Raw genomic sequence first — 19385 nt, 5'->3', positions numbered from 1 at the left:
TTAAATTTCAAGCTTAAATTTTTTAAGTTTAAAATATATTTTTGTATCGTCTGTAATCATCTGTCTGATTCTGCGCCGGGGATATGGGTAATTTCCCAGGATGAAAAGCAGTAGTGTCGTGAGGGGGCTTTTAAACCGAAGCCACTGGCCGATGACTTGTGGCAATTTCAAGAAAGCGGCGTGAGTTCGCGGCAAAACCCGCTTCAACAGCATTGACAGGGCCATATCGAAAGGCGAGTCTAGAGCTAACTGAAAGGCTAATGGCAGGGAGAGCGCCATGCTGGAGAATTGCAAAAACGCCCAGGAGCGTTGGGGCGGTGTACATACGTTGATCGATCGCTGGCTGGAGCAGCGGCGCACCTTCTTGATCAGCTTTATCGAGCTTAAAGAAGCGTGCGATACGGAGCTTGAAGCGATCAACAAGACGCGTATCGATACGTTCAGCGAATTGTTGATGGACTATATCAGCGCCGGGCACTTCGAGATTTATCCCGAACTTGCCAGAGAAGCCAAGGCGTTCGAGGACGAAAGCGCCCTCGATATCGCCAGCAAGCTCCTGGAGCGTCTGGAGATGTCCACCGCCATGGTGCTGGAGTTTGATGAAGACTACGCCAGTATCGAGCGCTGTGAGAACCATCTCGCCCGCTTGCCTGCCTGGCTCGATCGTCTGGCCAAAGGGTTGACCGAGCGCTTCGTGCTGGAAGATCAGCTCATTGCCCGCCTGCACGCTGCCCACAGCCCGCAGAAAGCCTCGCTCTAATCCACGCTCGCTCTAATCCACGCTCGCTCTAGTCCAGGAAAGGCGCCGTTTGGTGGTGCCTCGTTTCTTCCAGGTCCCTTCCCTTGCTCATTGGGCCATCGACTACGGTGGCGCCGCGTCGCGGGTGCGCCTGACGGCTTACCCGCGCTACGGGGGGCTGCCATCTGGAAATGCCCTCCGTAGCGTGGCGTAACGAGCGTTAGCGAGGCACCCGCGGCGGCGGCGTCAAGCCGCCTGAATATCCGCTCCCGGGCGCGGTGTTGCGGGTGCGTCTGGCGGCTTACTCGCGCTACGATGTTTTTTGGCGCCGGCCAACTCGGCCGCCGATCACCAGCATGCAGGGCGTGAGCAGCAGGGTGAGGGCGGTAGCGAAGGTGAGTCCGCCGGCGATGGCGCTGGACATCTGGGTCCACCACTGGGCGGAGGGGGCGTTGAAGCCGAGCGCCGGAGCGAAGAGATTGACGTTGATGCCCAGTACCATGGGCATCAGGCCCAGAACCGTGGTGATCGCGGTGAGCAGCACCGGGCGCAGGCGTAGACAGCCCGCCTCCAGCGCGGCTTCACCCGGCGCCATGCCCTGGGCGCGCAGCTCGTTGTAGGTGTCGATCAAGACGATATTGTTGTTCACCACGATACCCGCCAGCGCGATCACCCCCATGCCCACCATGACGATGCCGAACGCCTGACCGGTGATCAGAAGCCCCATCAACACGCCGGCGGTGGAAAACACGATGGCTGAAAGCACGAGCCCTGCCTGGTAGAAGCTGTTGAACTGGGTGACCAGAATCAGCGTCATCAGACCGATGGCGACCAGAAACGCGCTGACGAGAAACTGCATCGATTCCTGCTGATCTTCCTGCTCGCCGGCCACGTTGACCATCAATCCTTCAGCTAATTGGCCCTGACCCGCCTCGAACAGCGCGCGCAGGCGCTCGTCGGCGAGATACCCCGGCGCCAGGTCGGCTTCCAGCGTGATTGCCCGGCGGCCGTCAATGCGGTTGAGCGTACCCACCTTCGGTGCAGGGGCGAGAGTCACGAAGTGCGAAAGGGGCACCTGACCTCGCTCGGTGTTGATGGTCAGACGCTCGAGCTGGTCCAGGGTGCGAAAGTGATGGGGCAGGCGAATGCGGATATCCACCTCGTCGCTCACCGTGGGCGGACGGTAGCTTGCCACCTGAAGGCCGGTGGTCAGCAGTTGAACGGCGCTGCCGATGGTGGTGATATCGGTACCCATGCGCGCGGCGGCTTCACGGTCTACATTGATCTGCCACTCCACGCCGGGCAGGCTGCGGTTATCCTGAATGTCGGTAAACCCGCCCAAGGTGCGCATCAGTTCCCGGAGCTGATCCACCCCCGCGTTCGCCACGTCCGGGTCGGTAGCACTCACTTCCAGCACGATCGGCTTGCCGCCGCCGGGGCCCATCTCCTGCTCCTGAAATTCCAGGATGATCCCGGGAATGTCCGCGGTACGCTCGGCCATGTCCTCGAGAATGGCGCGCGACGGTCGGCGCTGGTACCAGTCGATGAACTGAAACTGCAGCACCCCCACCACGTCGTCGCCCACCTGCTCGTTGGCCACGAACGAACGGGCATAGAGTGCCTCGACTTCGCTCATGGCACCCAGACGAGCCTCGACCCGTTGTAAAATGGCATCGGCCTCGTGTACCGAGAAATCGCCTCGGGCGCGGACCAGTACCTGGGCGCTGTCCGGCTCCACGTTGGGAAAGAAATCGATGCCGTGGTTGAAGCGCCCGTAGCCGGTATATAAAAGCGCGATGATGAGTACGGAAAGCCCGAGTACCCAGCCAGGGCGGCGCAAAAGCCGCGCAAGCACGCGTCGATAACCGCGGCCCAGCGTGGTGGCCTGACCCAGTGTAGCCGTGTGCTCCTGGGGGTTATTCACCTGGCGGGTGAAAAGTCGTCCAAGTGTCGGCAGAAAGACCAGCGCCATGGCCAGTGAAGCCAGCAGGCACAGGATGACCGTGGCGGGCAGGTACTTCATGAACTGACCGACCACGCCGGGCCAGAAAAGCAGCGGCACGAACACGGCAAGGGTCGTGGCGGTCGAGGCGATCACCGGCCAGCTCATGCGCGAGGCGGCGTTGGACCAGGCATCGAAAGGCGTCTGGCCCTCCTTGAGGTAGCGGTCGGCCAGCTCGCTGACCACGATGGCCCCGTCCACCAGCATGCCGGCCACCAGAATCAACGCAAACAGCACCACGATATTGAGGGTGAAGCCGAAGGCCCAGACCAGCAGAATGCCGGTCAGAAACGCCCCGGGGATCGTCAGACCCACCAGTAGCGCCATTCGCAGGCCCATGACCGCGACCACCACGATCAGCACCAGCACTACCGCGGTCAGCACGTTGTTCAAGAGCTCGGAGAGCATGTTGGCAACGGTGGTCGACTCGTCAAGGATGGTGGTGAGGCGCAGCTGGTCGGGCAGAAGTTCGCTTGCCTGATCGAGACGCCCGCGCACGGCGTCGATGGTTTCGATGATGTTCGCCCCGGCGCGTTTGGAAATCTCCAGCACCACGGCGGGTTCTCCGTTGATGCGCGCAAACCCTTCAGGGTCCTTGAAGGTGGGGTGAATCCAGGCAACGTCGCCAAAGGTGACGACCTGCTCCTGGTCGACCTTCACCGGCATCGCCATGATGTCTTCAAGGGAGGTGATGATGCCGGGGACTTTCAGCGCCAGCCGTCCGGCGCCGGTGTCCAGGCTGCCGGCGGCCACCAGGCGATTGTTGCGCGATACCTGGTTGAACAGCGCATCGAAGTCGATGCCGTAGCTTTCCAGCACCAACGGGTCGACCACGATCTCCAGAAGGTCTTCCTGCTCGCCGGCGATTTCTACCTCGAGCACGTTGGCCACACCTTCTATCTCCTCTTTGAGCCGCCGGGCGATGGTGATGCGCTCCCGGGTATCCAACTGCCCGGAAAGGCCGATGGTGAGCACGGGAAATTCCGAAACGTTCACCTCCATCACCCGGGGTTCATCCGCTTCTTCGGGCAGTTCGCTGCGCGCGATATCCACCCGCTCGCGCACGTCCGAAAGGGCGGTGTTGGGATCGAAGCCCGGGTCGAACTCCAGCGTGACCGAGGCGTGGCCTTCACTGGATTGCGCGGTGAATTTACGAAGCCCCTCGATGCCGCGCAGCTCCTGCTCCATGGGACGTACCAGAAGACGTTCGCCGTCTTCGGGGCTTACGCCTTCCAGGGTCAGGGAAACGTAAATCAGCGGAATGGTGACATCCGGATTGGCTTCCTTGGGAATCACATGCCAGGCGGTGATGCCGGCCAGCAACAGCCCGACCAGCAGCAACAAGGTGGTGCGCGTATGGGTGAGTGCGGCGTTGATCAGCTGGCGCATTCAGGGTTCTGCCGTGGCGGAGGACGCGGGGGAGCTCGCCGGCACCGGGTCGACGGTTTCACCCTCGCTGACAAGCCCGGCGCCCAGGGTAATCAGCTCAAGAGTGTCGGGCAGGCCCGCGACAAAGGCGTTTTCCAGGCTGGCGCTCACCAGGGTTACCGGTGTCTGCACGACCTGGTCATGCTCGTCCAGATGTTTGACGGCTAGTTGACCATCGGCGTTCAGGCCCAGAAGAGCGGGGGAGAGCGCATGTACCTGGCGGGGAGGCAGGGTAATGGTGAACTCCGCACTGCCGCCGGCCAAACGCTGCCGGGCCGGGTTGTCCAGGGTCACTTCAATGTAGAAAGACCGGGTCTGCTCTTCGGCGCGGCTGCTCACGTGGGAGACACGTCCCTCCAGAGTGTCGCCATTGAGAAGCCGGGCAGTGACCGGCAGGCCCACGCTCAGCGCATTCACCTGCTGCTGCGCCACCCAGGCCGTACCGGTCAGGGTGTGATCATCGATCAGCCGCCCCCACTCTTCACCGGGCTGAAGCAGATCGCCCCGTTCCACCTGAATACGGTCGATGACACCGGAAAACGGCGCGGTGGGGCGGGTGTCGCTTAGCTGGCGCTCGAGTTGGGCTACCTGGGCGGCGCTGGCACTGAGCGCGCTTTGCAGGCGCAAGAGATCGGGCTGGGAGATGAATTCCCGCCGGCGCAGGTCCTGGGCGCCGGAATACTCGGCCTCGGCGACGGCCAGTTCGTCACGGGCCTGTTGCAGGCGTTCGGGCAGGGCGTCGTTGTCCAGTATTAAAAGCGTCTGACCTTGCTCGACCCGTTCGCCCTGGGCGACGGGTTTTTCCACCACAAACCCCGCGGCATTGGCACGCAGGAGGGTTTCCTGCTGCGCTTCGAGCTGGCCCTGGATAATCTGCTGGGGAATAAACGGGACGCTTTGCTGGCGTGTCACTTCCACGCGAGACACCCGCGTGCCCTGTTCGGTGTCGACACTGGGTGGGGTGCTTTGAAAGCGCTGAAAATCGCCCAGCGCCAGCCACAGGATCAACGCCAGCACGAACAGAATGGCCAGGGCGTAGGACAGAGGGATTCTTCGCATGGGAGTGGACGGTCTCATTATCAAACAGACGTTAGAATCGGCTCACACCATAGCGCAATCACGACGTCGCGGCGAGTATTCGGCTTAACGGGAAAACGCTAGTGGCCTCTTGTCTGATTGAGTTTTCTTTAAACTGGGCATACCATCTTTGCGTCTTGAGTTCTGTCGACCCACCCCAAGGCGAACCAACCAAGGAGCGATGATGAAAGATCCAGTACGTATTGCGATTACCGGCGGCGCCGGCCAGATCAGCTACTCACTCATTTTCCGTATTGCCGCAGGCGACATGCTGGGGCCGGATCAGCCTGTCATTCTCCAGCTTCTGGAAATTCCTCAGGCCATGGACGCCTTGAACGGCGTGGTGATGGAAGTCAACGACTGTGCCTTCCCGCTGGTGCAGGACATCGTCGCCTCCGACGACCCGAACGTCGCGTTCAAGGATGCCGATTTCGCGCTGCTGGTGGGTGCCCGTCCGCGTGGCCCGGGCATGGAGCGTAAAGACCTGCTCGAAGCCAACGCCGCGATCTTCTCGGTCCAGGGCAAGGCGCTCAACGATCACGCCAGCCGTGACGTGAAAGTGCTGGTCGTGGGCAACCCGGCCAATACCAACGCGTTGATCGCATCCGCAAACGCGCCGGATCTCGACAAGGGCCAGTTCACCGCGATGACGCGTCTGGATCACAACCGCGCCCTGACCCAGCTGGCTCAGAAAACCGGCAAGCATGTATCCGATGTCGAGAACATGATCATCTGGGGCAACCACAGCGCGACCCAGTACCCGGACATCGCCCAGTGCACGGTCGACGGCAAGGCCGCCTCAGACCTGGTCGAGCGCGACTGGTACGAAAACGACTTCATCCCCACCGTACAGCAGCGCGGTGCGGCCATCATCAAGGCGCGCGGGGCGTCTTCTGCCGCGTCTGCAGCGTCTTCCGCCATCGACCACGTGCGCGATTGGGCACTGGGTTGTGACGGCATCGTCAGCATGGCCATTCCCAGTGATGGCAGCTACGGCATCGAAGAGGGCATCATCTACTCCTACCCGGTGCGCTGCCAGGGCGGCAAGTACGAAATCGTTCAGGGTTTCGAGATCGACGCGTTCAGCAAGGAAAAAATGCAGGCCACCGAGAAAGAGCTGCGCGAAGAACGCGCCGCTGTGGAACACCTGCTGGGTTAAGCGCACCTCGACGCAATGCCAAAACCCCGCAAGCATGCTTGCGGGGTTTTTTTATAGGTGCCGCGTGGCATCGAATCCACCGACGCCCCAAGCAGCGCATCGCGCTGTCCCCGCGGGTGATGCCACTTCGCTTGAATACGTCACTGCTTGGGTAACTTGCTTAAACCTTCAAGATCTTGAGCTGATCACGACCGTCGCGTTTGGCTTCGTACAGGGCAAGATCCCCCTGGCTCAAAAGGGTGCTGAGGTCCTGGTCGGGGGTTTCGATGAAGGTGGCGCCGAGGCTCAGCGTGACCGGCTTGGGGGTATCGAAGGCTTGAGCGGCGATCTGGTTGAACGCGCAGCGTAGTTCATCGCTTAGGGCTTGTACCTGTTCTGTTGTAGTGTCCTTTAGAAGCAGTGCGAACTCGTCGCCGCCCAGGCGGGCGGTCAGCGTATCGCCGGGCAGGAGTTGACGGGTCAGGTCGCTGAGCGTGACCAGCATGTGGTCGCCGGCGGCGTGACCGTGGAGGTCGTTCATCAGCTTGAAGTTGTCGATATCGACCAGTAGAAGCGCTCCAGGGCGCTCGGGGCGGGCTTGGGCCAGCACAAAGGGCGCGCGAGCCTGAAAGCCCCGCCGGTTGTAGAGCGAGGTGAGCGGGTCTCGCTCGGCCAGACGCTCGATCTGTCGCTCGCGCCGGTAGCGAACCGTGCCGGTCATCGAAAGCGCGATCAGCAAGATGGCCATCACGCCTTCGATCAGCGAGACCCGAATCATCACCCCCCGGTAATGTGCCAGGTCGACCAGCGAGCCGGGAGCGAGGGCGTAGGCCGCCTTCACGCAGTAAAAGACGCCGTGCACCAGCAGTACATAGTGAAGCTGGCGAGTGCCGACGGTGGCCGCTGCCGGGCCAAGCTTCAGAAGGTGGCTGGCCTTCAATGTCACGATCCCCACCAACAGCGAGTTGACCCCCATGTAGAGTTTCGAGCTGGCAAGCCACTCGGAAAACGGCAGCAAGACGAACCAGGCGGGCACCATCAGCCACCATAGGAGCGAAGGCTTGTGGCTGACAAAGCGCGCCACCCCCATCAAGAAGCACCAGTGGGCGATGATCAGAAGGCCGTTGGCAAACCAGATGCCGATGAAGTAGAAGCCGTAACTCCGTAGAAGCGAAAGGCTCGACCCGATGACGATCAGCGTGAATCCGGCCGACCAGTACAAGAGGGCCTTCTCCCTGGCGCTGCGCCACTCGAGTATCAAGTAGAGCGCGGCGGCCAGGGCCAGGGCGACGGTGATCGTCAATAGGGTGGGGGGATCAAACGCCATGCGTTTTGCTACTCAGTTGTAAGTAGTCGGTCTGCGTCGCCGTGTCATTTCAGTCCCGCAGGCTCATGATTTTCCACTGACGCTCTTCGGCTATCTGGCGCAAGGTATCATCGGGGTCGACGGCCACCGGGTGCTCCACTTTTTCGAGTAGCGCCAGGTCGTTGTGGGAATCGCTGTAGAACCAGGCGCCTTCCATGGTCAGATCCTGAGATTCCAGCCACTGCTGCAAACGGGTTACCTTTCCTTCGCGGTAGCTGGGTACGCCCGACACCTTGCCGGTATAGCGCCCGTCGACCTTTTCCGGTTCCACGGCAATCAGATCATCCACCCCCAGACGCTTGGCAATCGGGCCGGTGATGAACCGGTTGGTGGCGGTGATGATCAAGAGCGTGTCGCCCTTGGTACGGTGGCGCGCCAGAAGCTCTTCACCCTTGGCGAGAATGTGCGGCTCGATCTTGCCGGCCATGAACTGCTGGTGCCAGGCGTTCAGCTGTTCGGGGGAGTTGTCGGCCAGCGGCTTCAAGGCTACTTCCAGAAATGCTGCCATGTCGAGCCGGCCCGCTTCGTAGTCCGCCATGAAGCGGTCGTTGGCCTCGCGGTACGCCACCGGGTCCACCGCACCCTGTTCCAGCAGGAACTCGCCCCAGGCATGGTCGCTATCGGTCGAGAGTAGCGTGTTGTCCAAATCGAAAATGGCCAGACTCACGGTGTTCCCCTTGTCGTCGCTAGTAATCGTTCATGCGCCTTAGATACGGGTCATCCATATCAGGCGTTGATACCCGGCATTAAAATGGTTGTTGATACGGGGCTTCAATACAGACCCTAGATAAAGCGCGGCGGATTATCTCAGAGTACCTGGTGCTTGCCCACCATCGCGCAGGGTTTGGCCCTGTTATCGCCAACGAACGTTATATTGTATTGATACGCTTGTCCGCCTTGTGGAAAAATGGGGACAACTGAAAATTCAAGAAGGTGAAGTCCGTGATCGACGCTGACGGCTTTCGCCCCAATGTTGGCATCATTATTGTCAATAGCCAGGGGCAGCTGCTTTGGGCGCGTCGTGTAGGACAAAATGCGTGGCAGTTCCCCCAGGGAGGCATTAAAGCAAGCGAAACTCCACAACAAGCGCTTTATCGTGAACTGTTTGAGGAGATCGGCCTGACCGCCGACGATGTTGACATTGTCGCCTGCACCCGGGGATGGCTGCGCTACCGTCTGCCACGACGCATGATTCGTACCCATTCGCGACCGGTGTGTATCGGTCAAAAACAGAAGTGGTTCTTACTCCGAATCCGGTGTCAGGAAAACCGGATATGCATGACGGCAACGCCCAAGCCCGAGTTCGACGGTTGGCGCTGGGTCAGCTACTGGTACCCGTTGGGGCAGGTAGTGCCGTTCAAGCGGGAAGTTTACCGGCGAGCCTTGAGAGAGCTTTCTCCCCGCGTACAGCGTTTGGCCTTGGGCGATGAGTGACAAGCGATGAGGCCTGCGCTCTTGCCTGTGATAGCGCCCTGTCCGCCGTGCCGCCCATTCCTCAGCGAGGACAACAATAGTGAAGTCTAAAACATCCATGCTCGAGGTGTTGAGGCGCGTCATACAGGAAGTCAATGGCGCGCGAACGCTGGAGGCGGCGCTGTCCACCATGGTGCGCCGCATCCGTAAAGCGATGCAGACCGATGTCTGTTCGTTCTATCTTTATGACCGTGAACTTGAGTCGCTTGTGCTGATGGAAACCATCGGCCTGCGTACCCAGGCCGTGGGCCGTGTGATATTGCCCCTGGGCGAGGGGCTGGTGGGACTTGTGGCCAAGCGCAGCGAGCCGCTCAACCTGGAAGATGCCCGCGCTCATGCCCAATTTCGCTATTTCGAGGCCACCGGCGAGGAGCGCTACTCGAGCTTTCTGGGGGTGCCGATCATTCACCAGCGCCTGATGCTGGGCGTTCTGGTGGTGCAGCAGGCGGAAAAGCGCCGCTACGACGATGAGGACGAAGCCTTTCTGGTCACCATGGCCGCTCAGCTGGCGGGCGTGCTGGCGCATGCGCTGGCCACGGGTAACCTGACCCGTCCGGCGCTTCCCGGCGGACAGGCGATGTTCAAGGGCGTGGCCGCCTCGCCGGGTATTTCCATGGGCGAGGCCGTGGTGATCACGCCGCCGGCGGATCTGAACAGCGTGCCGGATCTGATTCCCAGCGACCAGGAGTTCGAGATCGCCCGTCTGAAAGAGGCCATTGCCCAGACCCGACGGGAAATACGCGCTGCCGCCGAGCGCCTGGCCAGCCGTATTTCCGCTCAGGAGCTGGCGCTTTTTGATGTTTACCAGCAAATGCTGGGCGAGGCGGCGCTGGCCGAAGAAGTGGAAAAGCGCATTCGTGAAGGCCAGTGGGCGCCGGGGGCGCTGGCGGATGTGGTGCGCCGCCATGTTCAATACCTGGAGCGAGTGGACGACAACTACCTGCGCGAGCGCGCCGCGGACATTCGCGACCTGGGTCGCCGGGTGCTGGCACACCTGCAGCAAGATACCCCCTCCACGCCGGAGACCTACCCGGACAACGCCATTCTGGTGGGTGATGAAATCAGCGTGGCCATGCTGGGCGAGGTGCCCCGGGGCAAGCTGAGAGGGCTTGTGTCGATACGCGGTTCGAGCACCTCGCATGTGGCGATCGTGGCCCGGGCCATGGGCATTCCCACGGTGCTGGGCATGGTCGATCTACCGCTGCCGCGGCTGAACGGTGCCCCGGTGGTGCTGGATGGTCACCGCGGGCGGCTATTCGTACGCCCGGGCCCGGAACTCAAACTCCGCTACGCCAGCCTGATTGCCGAAGAGCAGGCGCTCAGCGAGATGCTCGAACACGAGCAGGACTTGCCCAGCGAAACCCCCGATGGCTATAACGTACCGCTGATGGTGAACACGGGCCTGGCCGTGGATGCCAACGCGCTGTTGAAAAGCCGTATAGGCGGGGTGGGGCTTTACCGCACCGAAGTGCCGTTCATGATTGCCGAGCGCTTTCCCGGTGAGAAAGAGCAGATGCGCATGTACCGCGAGCAGCTGGAGGGCTTTGCGCCGCTGCCGGTAGTCATGCGCACCCTCGATATCGGCGGGGACAAGGACCTGCCCTATTTTCCCATTGAAGAGGCCAACCCGTTTCTGGGCTGGCGGGGAATGCGGGTAACGCTGGATCACCCCGAGGTTCTGATGGTGCAGCTTCGCGCCATGCTCAAGGCGTCACACGGTACCGATAACCTTTACGTGCTCTTCCCGATGATCACCAACGTGGAAGAGGTGGATGAAGCGTTACGGCTGCTGGATCGCGCGATACTCGAACTTGGCGAGGAGGGCATCGTGGTCAATCGCCCTCAGGTGGGGGTGATGATCGAGGTGCCCGCCACCATCTACCAGATGGACGCGCTGGCAAAGCGGGTGGACTTCTTTTCGGTGGGCAGTAACGACCTGACCCAGTACCTGCTTGCCGTCGACCGCAACAACCCGCGCGTCTCGAGCCTTTACGACGCGCTGCATCCGGCGCTTCTGGGCGCGTTGCAGGAGCTTTCCCAGGACGCCAGACGCTTGAACAAGCCGATTTCACTGTGCGGTGAGCTGGCCGGCGACCCGGCCGGGGCGCTCTTGCTGATGGCCATGGGTTTTACCAGCCTTTCCATGAACGCGCCCAGCCTGGCCAAGGTGCGGGCAGCCATTCGCCGTGTACCCTTCACGGATGCCCAGACACTTCTGAGTGAAATCATGGCGCTGGACACCCCGGCGCTCGTGCACGAGCACTTGAATAAACGAATGGACGAGTGGCAGCTGTCTCATCTGCTGCCCCCCAGGGACTAGATTCCTCAGCCTGAGTTTCTAGACGCTTGTCCGAGGCTGAGAAAGGGTGGTTTCGCCTTCAAACTGCCCCAGCGGCCCAAAGCGCTGCTCGGTTATGTGCGTGGTGCCGTGCTGATCCAGGCTTACCCAGGTACTTGCCCGGGTGCCGTAGTGCTCACCGACGATGAACGCCGCCGATAGCTGGCGCTCAAGCGTCAGCTCCACGCCGGTATGGGGAAGCGCATCGTCCGGCGCGGTAGCCGGATTGTGGAGCGCCCGAGCGGTAGCGTCTTGCCAGTCGCTGCCGGCCTCGTCAAGCGCCTGGCGTACTGCGGTAAGCTTGGGCCAAGGGGTGTTCAGGCTTGCATTGGAAAGCCCGTGTACGCCCGGTGGCACGCGATTGATGAATACGCCGGCCCCACCACGGTGTACGTGCCAAAGCGTCTCGCCATTGGCTACCAGCAGATTGAAGCCACCAAAGCGCGTTGCTTCGTTCTCCACCAGCGCATGAAGCCAGGCGTCTATATCCTTGGCGCGTAACACCCGCGCGATAAGTTCGCCCCGGCTGGGGGCGGCGGCAGGCAGTTCGAGGGCAGGTTCGCGCACGTTGGTCAAGGCGGCCACCACCCCCTGGTCGTTAGCTGCAAGCCACGTGCCCCCCGCCAGTAAATCGCGTCCGCCCAGAATCGTCGGGTCGTCTTGCCAGTAGTGAAGCGGCGCCGTCTCGCGGGCATGAAATTCGTCCCGGTTGCCGGCGAGTCTCAAAGGAGTGGCACTGCCGGGGCGCCAGGCAAACGTGAGTAGGCACATGGTCGTCAACGCCTTCTAGTAGAAAAGTGGGTGGCTCGCCGAGGGCAGAGCCAGGTCGCAGCCCTGACGCAGGGCCTTAATGTTATCATCTGCTTATATTGCCCGGCGCTACCCTTGGGTGGCAATGATAAACGCCCGTCTTCCATGAGCTGTAACGGACAAGCCGATGACGCGCTGCCTTCAAGGGCCTCTCATTCATCGCTTTGATACGGCGGGCGTTTACGCCGACATTGACTGAATCCTGCTGGATACAAGAGAGTTTGACTTCATGAGTATTGCAATCACGCTGCTGGGTTACCTTGTGCTGGGGGCCGCCGCCGGAACGATGGCCGGGCTTTTCGGCGTCGGCGGCGGGTTGATCATCGTGCCCGCCCTGGTTTTTGCCTTCGAGCTACAAGGTATTGCGCCTGACATTACCATGCACCTGGCGGTGGGCACCTCGCTTGCCACCATTGTGGTGACCGGCGCGTCGTCTACCCTGGGGCACTACCGTAAGGGAAGTATTCATCGGACGTGGTTCATGGCGCTGTTGCCGGGATTGATGCTGGGTGCCATTGGCGGTGTGTTCATCGCGGGCAACCTATCCGGCACGGTGCTGGGCACGCTTTTTGGCATTTTCGTGCTGCTTCTGGCCGCTAAGATGGTATTTGGGCTCAAGCCCAGACCTGGCACAAAGGTTCCGGGGAAAATCGCCATGACGATTGCCGGCGCCGTGGTAGGGGCGATTTCGGCGCTTTTCGGTATCGGCGGCGGGGCGATGACCGTGCCCTGGCTTTCGCGCTGTGGCGCGACCATGACCCAGGCGGTGGGTACGTCCGCGGCGTGCGGATTGCCCATCGCGCTGGTAGGGGCACTGACCTTTATTCTGGTGGGGTGGGGCCATCCTTTACTGCCCGACTGGGCCACCGGCTTTATCATGTGGCCTGCCTTTTTCGGTATCGTCATCGCAAGTGTTCCTTTTGCCCGCGTAGGCGTTAAGCTGGCCCATGTGTTGCCTGCGCGCGTATTGCGGTTATCCTTTGCGCTGCTGCTTGCCGTGGTAGGGCTGCGTTTCATACTGGCGTAGCGCTCATGCGAAAGGTTCATGCCACGAACTCCCGTGCAGGGCTCATGGCTATTCTGGTTTGCTTACTTAGAGACGGTTGATGATCAATTATCCAGCGATTGACCCGGTTGCAATTTCCCTTGGCCCCCTGCAGGTACACTGGTACGGACTGATGTACGTGGTGGGCTTCGTGGCGGCGTGGTGGCTTGGCTGCAAGCGTGCCTCGCGTATCGGGCTTACCAACGACGACATCAGCGATCTGCTGTTCTACTGCGCCATCGGCGTGGTGGCCGGCGGGCGTCTGGGTTATGCGTTCTTCTACGGGCTGGAGCAGTGGTCCGCCGATCCTTTATGGGTATTTCGCGTATGGGATGGCGGCATGAGCTTTCACGGCGGGCTCATCGGTGTTCTTCTGGCCGCCTGGCTTTTTGCTCGCCGCAAGGGGCTGGCCTTTTTCACCCTGACCGATTTTATCGCCCCGCTGGTACCCATTGGCCTGGGCGCCGGGCGTATCGGCAACTTCATCAACCACGAGCTGCCGGGCCGGGTGACTTCGCTTCCCTGGGGAATGCCGTTTCCCGGCATGGGGCCTGAACCCCGTCACCCCTCGGCACTGTACGAGGCGCTTCTGGAAGGCGTGGTGCTCTTTATCATCTTGTGGTGGGTATCGGCCAGGCCACGGGCGCGTGGGTTCGTTTCGGGGCTCTTCTTGCTAGGCTATGGCGCGTTTCGTTTCATGGTGGAGTTCGTTCGTCTGCCGGATGCCCATATCGGCTTCATTGCCTTTGGCTGGGTCACCATGGGCATGCTGTTGACCCTGCCCATGATTGCGCTGGGAGCGGCCTTGGTTGGCTGGTCGCGCAGCAATCCGGTAGATGCCAAGGTGCTTTGATGGCGCTGACCCTTCAAGCACCTTGTTTGAACCTGCTTCAGATTGACCCTGTTTCAAACCGGGCGGACGGCGTTGCGCTCTTGCGCCGCCGCCGCCTAGAATACCGTCTCTAATGATCTTCGATTCTGGAAACTCTGTGACCTCTCCAACGCCTTTCGCCTCTGCCCCAGCCACCCCGTCCGCCGCACTTGAACAGCCCTATCTGGACCTTATGCGCACCGTGCTGGAGCAGGGCGTTGACAGAGGCGACCGCACCGGCGTGGGTACCCGCTCGATCTTCGGCCATCAGATGCGCTTCGATCTTTCGAAAGGGTTTCCGCTGCTGACCACCAAGAAGCTGCATCTGCGCTCCATCATTCATGAGCTTTTATGGTTCTTGAAAGGTGACACCAATATAGGTTATCTGAAAGAGCACGGCGTGCGGATATGGGACGAATGGGCGGATGAAAACGGCGACCTGGGCCCGGTGTACGGCTACCAGTGGCGCAGCTGGCCCGACCCGAAAGGCGGCGAAGGGGTCGATCAGATCGCCAACGTGCTCGAGCAGATACGCACCAACCCTCAGTCGCGCAGGCTTGTCGTGTCCGCCTGGAACCCGGCCCAGGTGGATGACATGAAACTACCGCCTTGCCACTGCCTGTTTCAGTTTTTTGTGGCCAATGGCCGCCTTTCCTGCCAGCTTTACCAGCGCAGTGCGGATATATTTCTGGGCGTGCCGTTCAATATTGCCAGCTACGCGCTTTTGCTCTGCATGGTCGCCAAGGTAACCAATCTCGAGCCCGGTGAGTTCATTCACACGCTGGGGGATGCCCACCTTTACAGCAATCATCTGGAGCAGGCGAAGGAGCAGTTGGCGCGCACGCCTTACCAGCCGCCCGCGCTTTGGCTGAATCCGGATGTTTCCAGCTTGTTTGATTTCACCTTTGACGATATACGTATCGACAGTTACCAGTTTCACCCTCACATCAAAGCGAAGGTGGCCGTATGAGCCAACATCAAGCGTATGAGCCCCTGGTGCCGGTGGCAATGATTGTTGCCATGGCAAAGAACCGCGTGATCGGCATCGAAGGCAATCTGCCCTGGTACCTGCCGGAGGATTTGAAATTCTTCAAGCGGATGACTCAGGCAAAACCCCTGGTGATGGGACGCAAGACCTATGCTTCGATCGGTAAGCCGTTGCCCAATCGCTTGAATATTGTCGTCACGCGCGATTCGGCCTTCAGTGCAGAAGGCGTGCGTGTCTGTCATGAATTACCCCGGGCGCTGGAGCTTGCCGATCAGCAGGCCACCATCGAGGCGGCGGAAGAAATCATGGTGATGGGGGGCGGTGAGATCTACCGCCAGGCCATGCCGTTTGCTCAGCGGCTGTATGTCACCGAGGTGGATATCGAGGTAGACGGTGACACCACCTTTCCAGAAATACCCCAGCAAGCGTTTCGTGAAGTGCAGCGCGTGGCGGGTACTCCCGGTGAGGGCCAGCCCCATTACGATTTCGTCGTTTACGAGCGTATTGTCGACTGACTAGCTCCAAGGAGGGCGCCATGGCCGCCAGCGTACTGAGTCTTATCGAATCACTGGAAACGCATCTAGAGCACACCCAGCAAGAGCTGGCGCTTTTGCGTGATGAAAACGCCAGGCTGAAAGAGCAGCTTTCCCATCAGCCAACGGCGCAGCCATCGCACGCTCAGAACCACCCGCCAGGCGCGGGCGAACGCCCGGACGCGGACCCGTTGACGCAAGCACCAGCGCCATCCCCGGTCGAGGGGCTTGACAGGCAGGAGCCCCAGAAACAGGAAACCGTTACACAAAGCTCGGCGGGGCACGAAAAGAAGGCGCCAGTAGAGGGCGGCCCAGCGGCAAGTGGCGTGGCAAATACGGTGGAAAACGGTACGCCGCCGTCACCTCATGCACTTTTAAAGCAGTGGTACGAGCGCTATCCCGACGCCTTTTTCAAAGGTCACACCAAGCCGCTCAAGATAGGCATACATCACGACCTGGCTCAGCGTGAGCCGTGGTCGGGTAAATTGATCCGCCGCGCGCTTGCCAATTACGTCAATCTTCCGCGCTACGTCAAATCCATGCGCGAGGGTGCCGAACGGGTCGATCTGGATGGTTTGCCTGCGGGCAAGGTCGACAAGGAGGCCTCGCTTCACGCCAATGAGCGACGTAAGGAGCAGGTAAAGGAGGCGCCTTCTCGGCCCGCTTCGAACAATGCCGATAATGCGGTCAAAAACACGCCTCGAAAAACCCCGAAATCAGAGAGCAGGGCGCCTGAAGCTCCCAGGCGGCCCGATTACGATAGCGCGACATCCAAAAGAAGTGACGAGAAAAAACCGCTCAGCATGGAAGAGAAAATCAAGGGACTGATGCAGAAATTTGAAGGCCGCTGAGACCTGAAGATAGGGTTTGGGTTCCATGAAAAAGCGCAAATCGTAAAAGAACACTGTTTTTTTCTATTGCGTTCCCCGAGATCCCAGTATAGAGTTTGACTTGCGAGCATTGGACTATAACAAGGCTGATCTGAGGACATGCCACATATCGCTGACTATACCGGCGGATGGCAGAAGAGCATGACCCATAGGCCACCTGCAGACTCTCAAGAGTCTGACAGACACGATCGAAACAGTAAGCTAGTTAAGGAACCTACTATCATGAAAAAGACACTTTTAGCGACTGCTGTCATCGGTGCTTTGGGCGCCTCTGCTGCCGCTCAAGCAGCAACTGTTTACGACGAAGACGGCACCAAGGTTGACCTGTACGGCCGTATCGCACTGGGTGTTGCCGGTGGCGGCCCCGAGTACAACAACGATGGCGTGAAAATCAACAACGATCCCGAATTCGTTGACGTTTTCTCCCGTCTGGGCTTCCGTCTGAGCCAGGAAGTTACTCGTGACCTGACCGCTTTCGGTCGTCTTGAGTGGCGCTTCCGTGCTGACGAATCCGGTACCCGTAACGGTAACGACTTCGACGCGTTCTCCGAAACTCGTCAGTCTTACCTGGGTATCGCCAGCCAGCAGTTCGGTACGTTCCAGGCTGGTAACTTCGACAGCTTCTACAACCAGTTCGTTTCACTGCCGTTCGATGTCTACATCGACCGTGGCTTTGAATTCGCGGGTCACCCGAAGCAGTCTCGCGGCGACTCGATCGGTTACTACACGCCTGACCTGCAGGGCTTCACTGCCTTCATTCAGGCGAAGCACTACAGCGAGCGCGGCCTGGTTGATGAAGACTTCATCGGCGCAGACGGCCAGGTGCTTGTTGAGCGTGAAGCCACTGGCAGCAACCAGACCGCTACACAAGGTGGTGTTCGTTACGCACAAGGCCCGGTAACCATCGGTCTTGGTTTCGTTGACGACGTTGTTCGTGGCGATGGCGGTAACGGCGAAATGTTGTACGGCCTGATCGGCTCCTACGATTTCACCGATCAGTTCTCTGCTCGTCTGGGTTATGAAGGTCGTGAGAACAGCAACGATGTCGTTGGTGCAGCTGACCAGCGTCGTGGCGGTGGTTACGACACCGTTGGTCTGGGTGGTACTTTCACCACTGGCCCGTGGGCATTCAACATCGATTACTACAACGTTGAGCGTGACGATGCCGACACCAGCCGTGCCTGGTCTACCGGTGCTTACTACAACGTTTCCAGCAACTTCGACGTATTCCTGGAAGTCGCTGACGCTGATGCACCGAGCGTTGATCGTGACACCCGTCTGGGCGACCTGACCGACGACGTATACTGGCTGACAGGCGCTCGTTACTTCTTCTAAGCCCGGTTTAATAAACCTGAGTGCTCAAGAAGTAACCCTGCAGCAAATAGAACCGGCCCCTTGTGGGCCGGTTTTTTTATGGTGTCAAACTGATAGACCCATTAAAGATCCGCATAGCAGTCGTTGCAGGTATTCTGTTTACTCTTGTATAGTTATGTTATAACATTGCGCGATTGTCTTGCTAAAAATACGGGAATAAGGGCTTTCAATGAAGATTGACGCAGGGGCTAAAGTTGCTTTCTTGGGGGGCAGCGCGCTCTGGGCATTAGCTGCCCAGGCAACGCCGCTTTACGATGAAAACAATACCCAGCTTGATGTGTATGGGCGTATCTCGATCGGGGTGGCCGGCGGCGGGCCGGATGTAAATAGCGCGGACAACTCTATCAATAATGACCCTGAGTTTGTGGATGTCTACTCACGCCTTGGCTTTCGTATGCGCCAGCAGATCGACCCGGGCCTGGCCGCCTTTGGCCGGCTGGAGTGGCGCTTTGCGGGGGATGAACGCATCAGAGGTGAAGCTTTCAGGGAGACTCGCCAAAGCTATCTAGGCCTTGAAAGCAATCGCTTCGGTACGGTCTTGGCGGGCAACTTCGATAGTCTCTATTATCAGTTTGTATCCGCTCCCTTTGATGTCTATCTGGATCGAGGTTTGTTATTCAGCTCGACCGCTCTTCAATCTCGCGGGGATTCGGTGGGTTACTACACCCCTGAAGTGAACGGTTTTACCAGTTTCGTGCAGCTGAAACACTATAGTGATCGAGGGGTCCTGGAATCGTCGGGCCCCAGCCGCGGAAGTGTCACTGCCGGCCAGGCGGGTGTGCGTTATCGGCAAGGGCCTTTGAGCATTGGATTGGGGGCGGTGGATAACGTCGTTCGTGGCGGGGGAAATGACGAGCTTCTGTATGGCCTGATGGGCTCTTATGATGTTCGCGATAACGTGACAGTTCGACTGGGCATCGAAGTGCAAGACGATAGCGATGAGTACGGGGGCGGGTTCGATTCCTATGGTGCCGGGGGCACCTATACAGTCGGCTCCTGGGCGTTCAACGCTGATGCCTACCGCGTCGAGCGGGATAACGAGTCTGATAGTACAGCCTGGACAATAGGTACCTATTATACGCTTTCAAGTAATTTCGACCTGTTTCTGGAAGTGGCCGAGGCAGATTCACCCGCTATCAACAACGCCTCAGACGATGTCTATTGGATAACCGGGGGCCGTTATCTTTTCTGAGTAATTGTTGATTGCACCACCTTATATATTTCCATGATCTTTATACCTGTGAGACGTTTATAGTGCTGTTCACAGGTATTTGGTAAAACGCCCTGAAATGGAATCGACGGATAACCGTCAA

The 19385-nt window shown here is 59.7% G+C and carries 16 protein-coding genes; 11 read left to right on the top strand and 5 right to left on the bottom strand.

The window, feature by feature from the left end; all coding sequences use genetic code 11:
- Positions 1 to 277: 277 nt before the first annotated feature.
- Positions 278 to 760, top strand: a complete 483-nt coding sequence (gene rsd / locus ACWF8S_RS11025; RefSeq protein WP_447553363.1) for a sigma D regulator — start codon at positions 278 to 280, stop codon at positions 758 to 760.
- A gap of 289 nt (positions 761 to 1049) precedes the next feature.
- On the opposite strand, the gene ACWF8S_RS11020 is transcribed toward rsd, so the two are convergent.
- Positions 1050 to 4130 (bottom strand): efflux RND transporter permease subunit, encoded by a 3081-nt coding sequence (locus ACWF8S_RS11020; protein ID WP_447553362.1) that lies wholly within the window; start codon positions 4128 to 4130, stop codon positions 1050 to 1052.
- Positions 4131 to 5228 carry an efflux RND transporter periplasmic adaptor subunit gene (locus ACWF8S_RS11015; RefSeq protein ID WP_447553361.1) on the bottom strand — a complete coding sequence of 366 codons (1098 nt, stop codon included), beginning with the start codon at positions 5226 to 5228 and terminating at the stop codon, positions 4131 to 4133.
- A gap of 202 nt (positions 5229 to 5430) precedes the next feature.
- Here ACWF8S_RS11015 and ACWF8S_RS11010 point away from each other — a divergent pair, with 202 nt between their 5' ends.
- Complete coding sequence (locus ACWF8S_RS11010; RefSeq protein WP_447553360.1) at positions 5431 to 6405, top strand: malate dehydrogenase; 975 nt, start codon at positions 5431 to 5433, stop codon at positions 6403 to 6405.
- A gap of 160 nt (positions 6406 to 6565) precedes the next feature.
- Here the strand turns inward: ACWF8S_RS11010 and ACWF8S_RS11005 are convergent, their stop codons facing one another.
- Both ACWF8S_RS11005 and ACWF8S_RS11000 read right to left on the bottom strand, forming a co-directional pair.
- A complete protein-coding gene (locus tag ACWF8S_RS11005; protein ID WP_447553359.1) occupies positions 6566 to 7711 on the bottom strand; it encodes a GGDEF domain-containing protein in 1146 nt (381 codons plus the stop codon).
- A 49-nt stretch (positions 7712 to 7760) separates the two neighbouring features.
- Positions 7761 to 8417, bottom strand: a complete 657-nt coding sequence (locus ACWF8S_RS11000; protein WP_447553358.1) for a histidinol-phosphatase — start codon at positions 8415 to 8417, stop codon at positions 7761 to 7763.
- A 275-nt stretch (positions 8418 to 8692) separates the two neighbouring features.
- Between ACWF8S_RS11000 and ACWF8S_RS10995 the strand changes: the two genes are divergently transcribed.
- On the top strand, positions 8693 to 9184 hold the full coding sequence (locus ACWF8S_RS10995; RefSeq protein WP_252107352.1) for an RNA pyrophosphohydrolase: 492 nt from the start codon (positions 8693 to 8695) through the stop codon (positions 9182 to 9184).
- Positions 9185 to 9281: 97 nt separating this feature from the next.
- Positions 9282 to 11543 carry a phosphoenolpyruvate--protein phosphotransferase gene (gene ptsP, locus ACWF8S_RS10990; protein ID WP_447556589.1) on the top strand — a complete coding sequence of 754 codons (2262 nt, stop codon included), beginning with the start codon at positions 9282 to 9284 and terminating at the stop codon, positions 11541 to 11543.
- A gap of 18 nt (positions 11544 to 11561) precedes the next feature.
- Here ptsP and ACWF8S_RS10985 read toward each other — a convergent pair whose 3' ends face one another.
- Positions 11562 to 12332, bottom strand: a complete 771-nt coding sequence (locus ACWF8S_RS10985) for an NRDE family protein (protein WP_447553357.1) — start codon at positions 12330 to 12332, stop codon at positions 11562 to 11564.
- Between the two features lie 268 nt (positions 12333 to 12600).
- On the opposite strand from ACWF8S_RS10985, the gene ACWF8S_RS10980 reads away from it, so the two are divergent.
- The 7 genes from ACWF8S_RS10980 (at position 12601) to ACWF8S_RS10950 (ending at position 19264) form a co-directional block, all read left to right on the top strand.
- The gene (locus tag ACWF8S_RS10980; RefSeq protein ID WP_447553356.1) at positions 12601 to 13398 is read left to right on the top strand and encodes a sulfite exporter TauE/SafE family protein; all 798 of its coding nucleotides are present in this window, start codon (positions 12601 to 12603) and stop codon (positions 13396 to 13398) included.
- Positions 13399 to 13477: 79 nt separating this feature from the next.
- Positions 13478 to 14269, top strand: coding sequence for a prolipoprotein diacylglyceryl transferase (lgt, locus tag ACWF8S_RS10975; protein ID WP_447553355.1), 792 nt, complete (start codon positions 13478 to 13480; stop codon positions 14267 to 14269).
- A 211-nt stretch (positions 14270 to 14480) separates the two neighbouring features.
- Positions 14481 to 15257: a thymidylate synthase gene (locus ACWF8S_RS10970; protein WP_447556588.1), complete on the top strand. Its 777-nt coding sequence runs from the start codon at positions 14481 to 14483 to the stop codon at positions 15255 to 15257.
- Positions 15254 to 15790: a dihydrofolate reductase gene (locus ACWF8S_RS10965; protein ID WP_447553354.1), complete on the top strand. Its 537-nt coding sequence runs from the start codon at positions 15254 to 15256 to the stop codon at positions 15788 to 15790. The genes ACWF8S_RS10970 and ACWF8S_RS10965 overlap by 4 nt, the downstream gene beginning before the upstream one ends.
- A 20-nt stretch (positions 15791 to 15810) precedes the next feature.
- Positions 15811 to 16659 (top strand): ProQ/FINO family protein, encoded by an 849-nt coding sequence (locus ACWF8S_RS10960; protein WP_447553353.1) that lies wholly within the window; start codon positions 15811 to 15813, stop codon positions 16657 to 16659.
- A gap of 261 nt (positions 16660 to 16920) precedes the next feature.
- Complete coding sequence (locus tag ACWF8S_RS10955) at positions 16921 to 18033, top strand: porin (protein WP_447553352.1); 1113 nt, start codon at positions 16921 to 16923, stop codon at positions 18031 to 18033.
- 208 nt (positions 18034 to 18241) lie between these two features.
- Positions 18242 to 19264, top strand: a complete 1023-nt coding sequence (locus ACWF8S_RS10950) for a porin (RefSeq protein WP_447553351.1) — start codon at positions 18242 to 18244, stop codon at positions 19262 to 19264.
- Positions 19265 to 19385 lie beyond the last annotated feature (121 nt).

Source organism: Vreelandella xerophytica, assembly GCF_968048975.1.
Note: the sequence above shows the minus strand (reverse complement) of the source record. Positions and strands in the feature narration are given on the sequence as shown.

What these genes read in the sequence shown, in the direction of transcription:
- ACWF8S_RS11015 (WP_447553361.1), bottom strand. Translation starts at nt 5,228, where the DNA reads ATGCGAAGAATCCCTCTGTCCTACGCCCTGGCCATTCTGTTCGTGCTG.
- ACWF8S_RS10965 (WP_447553354.1), top strand. Translation starts at nt 15,254, where the DNA reads ATGAGCCAACATCAAGCGTATGAGCCCCTGGTGCCGGTGGCAATGATT.
- rsd (WP_447553363.1), top strand. Translation starts at nt 278, where the DNA reads ATGCTGGAGAATTGCAAAAACGCCCAGGAGCGTTGGGGCGGTGTACAT.
- ACWF8S_RS11020 (WP_447553362.1), bottom strand. Translation starts at nt 4,130, where the DNA reads ATGCGCCAGCTGATCAACGCCGCACTCACCCATACGCGCACCACCTTG.
- lgt (WP_447553355.1), top strand. Translation starts at nt 13,478, where the DNA reads ATGATCAATTATCCAGCGATTGACCCGGTTGCAATTTCCCTTGGCCCC.
- ACWF8S_RS10970 (WP_447556588.1), top strand. Translation starts at nt 14,481, where the DNA reads ATGCGCACCGTGCTGGAGCAGGGCGTTGACAGAGGCGACCGCACCGGC.
- ACWF8S_RS10960 (WP_447553353.1), top strand. Translation starts at nt 15,811, where the DNA reads ATGGCCGCCAGCGTACTGAGTCTTATCGAATCACTGGAAACGCATCTA.
- ptsP (WP_447556589.1), top strand. Translation starts at nt 9,282, where the DNA reads ATGCTCGAGGTGTTGAGGCGCGTCATACAGGAAGTCAATGGCGCGCGA.
- ACWF8S_RS10950 (WP_447553351.1), top strand. Translation starts at nt 18,242, where the DNA reads ATGAAGATTGACGCAGGGGCTAAAGTTGCTTTCTTGGGGGGCAGCGCG.
- ACWF8S_RS11005 (WP_447553359.1), bottom strand. Translation starts at nt 7,711, where the DNA reads ATGGCGTTTGATCCCCCCACCCTATTGACGATCACCGTCGCCCTGGCC.
- ACWF8S_RS10955 (WP_447553352.1), top strand. Translation starts at nt 16,921, where the DNA reads ATGAAAAAGACACTTTTAGCGACTGCTGTCATCGGTGCTTTGGGCGCC.
- ACWF8S_RS10980 (WP_447553356.1), top strand. Translation starts at nt 12,601, where the DNA reads ATGAGTATTGCAATCACGCTGCTGGGTTACCTTGTGCTGGGGGCCGCC.
- ACWF8S_RS10985 (WP_447553357.1), bottom strand. Translation starts at nt 12,332, where the DNA reads ATGTGCCTACTCACGTTTGCCTGGCGCCCCGGCAGTGCCACTCCTTTG.
- ACWF8S_RS11010 (WP_447553360.1), top strand. Translation starts at nt 5,431, where the DNA reads ATGAAAGATCCAGTACGTATTGCGATTACCGGCGGCGCCGGCCAGATC.